We start from the raw sequence: 6,457 nt of genomic DNA, 5'->3' as shown, positions 1-6,457 counted from the left end.
TGCTCACACCGCGACTGTTGGCGGCGTTCTGGATCCTCCTCATCTCGGACGGCGAAATCCCTTCCAACGAAGCACCGTTCGCCAGCACCGGGTCACAGGGACCCGCGTTGTGCACGAGAACGGAACGGGCACCGGCCAGCACGTGGTAGGTGTGAATGCCGTCCACGGTCAGGTTGTGCACGCGCTCGACCGCGGTCCACTTCCTGACGGCGGTGATCTCGACCCGCGTGCCCGCCGACGTCCGGAGCGCCGAACCCACGTGCAGGTCCTCGGCGTCGACCCATTCCTCCTCGTCGAGCAGCCAGAACGGGTGCTGATCTGTCGCGACGATCCTGTCGTCACCGATCTCGATCTCGACGAGGTCCTTGTAACCCTGGCCGATGATCGTCGCGACCACCTCGCGGGCTCCCGACTCGCCCGTCACCGGGTCCGTGGCGAGCACCTGATCACCCAGCTCGACCTCGTCGATCCGCTTGGTCGTGCCGTCGGCCATCAACACCTGCGTGTCACCGGTGAAGCTGTTGCCTCCTGCTTTGCAACCTCGCCCGACAGCCGTGGCCGCTTTGCTCAGCCAGTTTGCTTCCTTCGACGCGGCAGCAGCTCCCCTGGCAGCCGACCCACCTGCGGAACCGGCGGCCAGCCCGACCGCGCCGATGACGACGAACACCGCGTCCCAGCCGTTCGCGGGCTTGTTGCCGACGGTGTAGGACCATTCGCAGAATCCGGCGCCGGGGTTGCTGCTGCGGCAGAGGTACGTGGCCCAGTGCTTGACCGCCTGTGCGTAGGTCTCACCGGGGGCCATCATGACCGGTGCGCCGAAGATCGGCCCCCGCTTCATCTCCTCCGCAGTGGGTAGGCGGTGGCCGTAGATGATCGGTTGGTTCGAGCCGTCACCGGTGCCGGACGCCCACTCGTACTGCTGCTGTTGCTCTCTCTGGTGGTCCTGCTGGGAGACGCCGCTTCCCGTCGGTCCGCACAGGCCGTTGGTCGAGTAGCCACATCCGACGGTTGCCGGCGACTTCTCGTACTTGGTTTCCTTCCAGTTGTAGTAGTCGCAGGAGTCGCAGTACAGGCCGGTCGGGTCGCTGAAGCTGATCGGGCTGTTGTTGGCGTAGACGTAGGCGTTCCACTGCCGCGGGTCCGCCAGGTCCATGATCGGGTCGACCGAGATGAACCGGCCCAGCTTCGGGTCGTACTCGCGCGCACCGATGTGCGTGAGCCCCGTGTTGTCCAGCGTTCCGCCCACGAAGCCCTTGTCCAGCTTCGCCGGCCAGGTGCCGGTGTTGCCGCGGACTTCGCCGAAAGGTGCGATGCGACGGGTGCTGACGGCCTGGTTCGACGCGTTGATGGTGTTCTGCGCGGTGCCGTGCTGGTCGGACGTCAACCACATGAGGCCGGTCGACGTGCGCATCGCGATGGTCTGGCCCGCGTGGGTGTAGTACCGCGTGGCGGACTTCGTGTTGGCCGGGGTGGCGTAGCGCAGTTCCTGTCCTGGCAGGTACAGGGTGCGGCCTGCCGGGTCTCGGCGGACCAGGCGATTGCCGTTCGCGTCGTACACGTACGACGACTGGCCCGTCTCATCGGTCGTGGTGGCGACGCGGCCTTCGCGGTCCCACGTCATCGTCTGGGTCGCGCCGCCCGGTGAGGGGCGGGTGAGCGTGTTTCCTGCGTCGTCGTAGGTGTAGGTCGCCTGGCGGCTTCCAGCGTTGTCCGTCGTCACCGTCTTGGCGACGCTGTGCTTGCCGGACGTCATCGTGTAGTCGGTGGTGCGGTCGCCGTCGCTGGTGCCGTGCTCCACCAGCTTCGTGCGGTCGCCCGCGACGTCGTAGGTGTAGGACTGCCAGTACTTCGACGGTCCACCCAGACCCGCGGTCGTCGGGTCGGTGGCGCAGTTGCCGGACGTCGGGGTCCAGGCTTCGGTCAGGCGGCGCAGGTGGTCGGAGCGGAAGCACTGCGTGTCCGAGCTGACCGCGTCCGAGACCCTGGTGACGTTTCCGGCCCAGTCGTGGCTGTACGACACGTCGGCGACGTCGCTCGGCGCCGTCGTCCGCCCGGTCTTGATCTGGATCAGGCGGCGGGTGGCCGGGTCGTAGTTGCGCACGACGTTGACCGCGTTGGCACTGGTGCCGCTGCGCAGCTCGTACGTCGCCAGCTCACCGAGAGGTGTGTAACCGGTCAGAGGGACGAAACCGGCCATCGGCGTGGTGCTGTAGCCGGAGTTCTGCTTCTTGGGCTGACCCAGCGCGTCGTACTCGTACTCCAGCGTCTCGACCTTGAGTTCGCCCAGCGCTGGCACTCGCGTGCTCTGGAGCTGGTCGTCGCCGTTGTAGCTGTAGACGTAGTTGTAGGTGCCGGCCAGGCCGGTCTCCCCTGCCGGGATCGTGACGTCCGTCGACGTGGGCAGAAAGTCCTGCGGCCGCATGCGCTTGTGTTCGGAGACGTAGTCGCCGAGCGCGTCGTGACGCACCGACTTAACCTGTGCACCCTTGACCGAGATGCCGCTGGAGAGCAGGTCGTAGAACCACTCCAGGCGCGGCGCACCGGTCGGAGAGTCGTCGCGGGTGCTCGTCTTGCGGCCCAACGCGTCGTAGGTGTTCGCGAGGACCTGGCCGCGTGCGTCCTTCGTGGACACGAGCTGGTCCGCGTCGTCGTAGGACGACTCGCTCCTGCCCTTGTCCGGGTCGACCGCGACGGTCTGACGGCCGCGCGTGTCGTAGGAGTACTGCCACTTCTTGCCCGACGGGTGAACGACCTCCGTCAGCTGTCCCTTGCGGTCGTAGGTGTACTTGGTCGCGTCGAAGCCCGTCGCGGCACCCGCGACCACGCCCGCGTGGTACTGGCGCAGCTCCGACTTGCGGCCCTGGGAATCGAGCAGCGTCGACGTCACCACACCACCCGCGGGCGGCGTGCTGTCCATGCGGTCGCCCGCGTAGTAGGTGGTCGTGCGGAACAGCTCGTCACCGCCGGGGCTGGCGACGGGCACGTTCTTCTTCAGCACGCTGACGAGCTCACGACCAGCGCCGTCGTACTGCGTCGTGGTCGCCGAAGGAATGGTGTCGGTCGGAACGAACAGCGAGTCGTTCTGGGTGAAGGTCGCGTTGTAGGGGTTGTTCGCCCTCTTGGCACGACCCGCCGAGTCGTAGTGGGTGTCGGTGATCACCGTGTTCGACGCGGCGCCCGACGCGTCCGGCCGTTGCGCCTGACGCAGCCTCAGCAGACCGTCGTACAGCTCGCGCGAGGCGACGTACTGCCCGTTGATCATCACACTCGACGTGACGACCGAGGGCTGGTCGGTGCGCTGCAGGTAGGTGAACTTCTTGTAGGCAGGCCTGCCCGCCTTCTCCTGACCGGGCTTCCAGACCGCCGTGGTGCGGCCGAGTCCGTCGTACTCGATGAACGCCTTCTGGTCGTTGGGGTCCGTTGTGGACAGCGGTGAGCCCCAGGCGGGCTCCACGGTGGTCTTCGTGACCCAGCCCAGCACGTTGGTCGTGGTCACCTCGGTGACCGGTCCGCCCAGCGCGGGGGTGTACGCCGTGCTCAGGGTTCCCTTGGGGTCGGTCAGCTTCGTGACGCGGCCGTAGACGTCGCGCTCGGTCGACGACTCGGTCAGGTAGGACGCGGTGGCGTTGACGTAGGACTTGAGGGTCTCGGACCTGGTGGGATCACCCTTGGTCGGCGCGACACCGTGCCCCTGGCCGTCGTAGTAGGTCTTGAGATCACCGGCGATGTCGGCGTCCTGCAGACCGGTCTCGGCCTTGGCCTTCGCGCAGTCGACGAGGTAGTCGCGTTTGCGCGACACCTTGTCCGTCACCCAGGCCGACGTGTTGCGCACGTAGTCGATCAGGACGCACTTCTCGTCGCCGGTCGCCGCGTCGTCGCCGCGGTCCTCGGTCTGCGTCGCCTGGCCGTAGGTCTGGTCGAAGTCGGTGACCTGGGTGGTGGTGCGGAAGCCCCGGCCGCTGTCGAGAGCGACGCGCGTGTGCTTGCTCGCGGACTGGACGTACCGGGCGTCGACGGTGACACCGTTGATCGTGCGGCTCGCCGTCGGTTCCGACCGCCACGGGCCGGTGACCGTCGCCGACACCTCCGCACCACCGGGGCCGTTGTAGATGATCTCTTCGCGTTGCATGCCGGCGAAGGCGTCTTCGTCGTTCGCCGCGGGCACAGCACCCACAGCGATCGCCGGAAGCTGCACGTCGCGCGTACCTGACGGCATCTTGTCGCCGTGCATGCCGCGGAAGTAGCGGCGTTCGGTCAGCGTCTGCTCACCGGGATCGCCAAGGCGCGTCCTGACCGTGCCGTAGCCGCGCCACACCGACCAAGTCTTGTCCTCGGCCTTCACGAACCCGTCGTCGTCGGAGTAGTGCCAGGCCGGGTCACCGACGTACTCGTACTGGGTGAGCACCCGCACCGAGCCACCGGTCAGGTCCGACTCGGTCATGCTCTCCACGACGTACTTGTGGAAGAAGTCCCAGATCGGCGCCGGATCACCAGGCGGCGTCCACCGCACCGGATAGCAGCGCAGCTTGTTGTCCTGCAACGCGTTCACGTCCGGCATCCGCGAACCCGGCACGCAGTCCGGCGCGGAGTAGGTGACGTCGATCTGGCCACCGCTCTCGGTGAAGATCGTCTTCAGGCGCCACCACTTCATCGCCGCCAGCTGGTCGGAGTGCGTGTCGACGCGGTTGCTCAGCTGGATGCCCTGGAAACGGACGTCCGGCGTGGTGGTCTGCTGCCCCACCAGGCCCGCGCGCGAGATCTTGTCCAGCCACAGACCGGCGCGCGTCCCGTCACCGGGATCGGGGAACGTGTGGGTGAGCGTCCACTTCTCGACGGCGTTTCCGCCCGCCTTCGTGGTCACCGACGCCAGGCGCTTGGTCCCCCAGAACGTCGGCGAGCTGTAGTTGCACGGGCTGCCGGTGCACTCCTGGTCCCACGGCGTGTCCGGCCAGTGCGCGGCGTCCTTCGTGCCGCAGTCGGCCAGGCAGCGGTCGGCGGATTCGAGGACGACCTGCATCGGCGCGGTCTCGGTGCGATCGCTGCGGGTGCCGTAGTCGATCTGCTTGAGCACCGACGCGCGATCGTATTCGACGACATCGGTCCGGGAGTTGTTGCGCCCGTACTTGTTCGTCTCCTTGTCGTAGCTGTAGGTCATGGTGTTGTCGTGCACGTCCACGACGTACTCGAGGTTCCATCGCCACGGCTGCGCGCAGAACGAGTCCTTGAACAGCGTCGCCGCACACGGCTCACCGGCGTGGTTGCCCGCCACCGGCACGTTCAGCACCGACTGCGCGCCACGGCCGAACCAGTGCTGCGTCCCGTCCTTGGTCGTCACGACCCAGTGCTCACCGTTGCGCGCACCGTTGTCCGCACCCGTCCGGAACTCCACGCGGGTGCCGTCGTCGTTGCGCAGACGCCAGCGGTTCGACTCGCCGGCCTCCTTGATCAGCTCACCGCCGTGACCCGTCATCGTCAGCGTGGCGTTCTCGTTGCGCCAGCACATGTCGCCGGTCTCGACGGTGTTGCGCGCGCCGTCGGCCATGTCACTCGCACAGCCGACGTACTTGCGCTCGATGAAGTTCGTACCGAGGTCGAAACCCTCACCGATCCACGACGGCTGGTTGTTCGACGCGGCCATCCGGCCGTCCACGCTCGCCGACGAGTAGGCCAGCGTCAGCGACGGCGTCGGGCCACCCAGCGACGGCGGCATCCGCAAGGGGTAGTTCCAGCTGAAACCACCGGTGTTGCCGCCCGCCGACCACGTCGCCGACGGCGACAGACTCGTCGCCTTGTAACTGCCCGACCCACTGGAGGTCCCGGCGGTCAACGCCATGAACGTGGGCGCGGCGGGACTCGCCTGCACTGCGGACACCTTGTTCTTCGCGGTGTCGTTGCGCGACGCGACGGGCTTCGCCGCGCACTCCGGCTTGTCCGGCGTGCTCAACGCGCACTCCGGCAACTCCACCAGCCGCAGACGCGCGGCCCAGTCCGCACCATAGGCCCAGCGGAACGACGAGTAGTCGACCTCGACCTTCGCCGAACCACCGGAAACCTTGAACAGCAGCCCTTCCACACCCGCCTTGCGGGTCTTCTCCCGATCGAACGTCTCGATCCTGACCTTGGGCTTCGCGGCACGCGCCGTGGTCGCGGCATCGGCCGACGCGACGGTCAACGGGGTACCGATGACCTTCGACGCGGACGTTCCGAGTGGAACCTCGGCGACCCCCGCCCGGGGCCACACCGGCGCGCTGCCGGTGAAGGCCTTGCCGGTGCGGGCGTCCTCGTTCTTCGCGGCCCCTGCGGTCTTTCCCTTGATCACACGCTCTTTGACGGGCTCCGGCGGCGTGTACGGCGCGGCCGCCACGGACGGGGGCGTCACGGACAGGACCGAGGTGACCAGCGACGCAACCAGTGCGACGGCCAGACCACGTCTGGGCAGGGCTGTGGGCATGACACA

The 6,457-nt window shown here is 67.5% G+C and carries 1 protein-coding gene; it reads right to left on the bottom strand.

The genetic code is table 11. The annotated features are described in order from the left end of the window. Positions 1-6,451: polymorphic toxin-type HINT domain-containing protein (locus ACWF7A_RS39230; RefSeq protein WP_452255562.1), on the bottom strand; the 6,451-nt coding region annotated here is incomplete at its 3' end. Positions 6,452-6,457: the final 6 nt, after the last annotated feature.

The organism is Lentzea sp. NPDC055074 (assembly GCF_053608005.1).
This window is presented reverse-complemented; position numbering and strand designations above follow the sequence as displayed.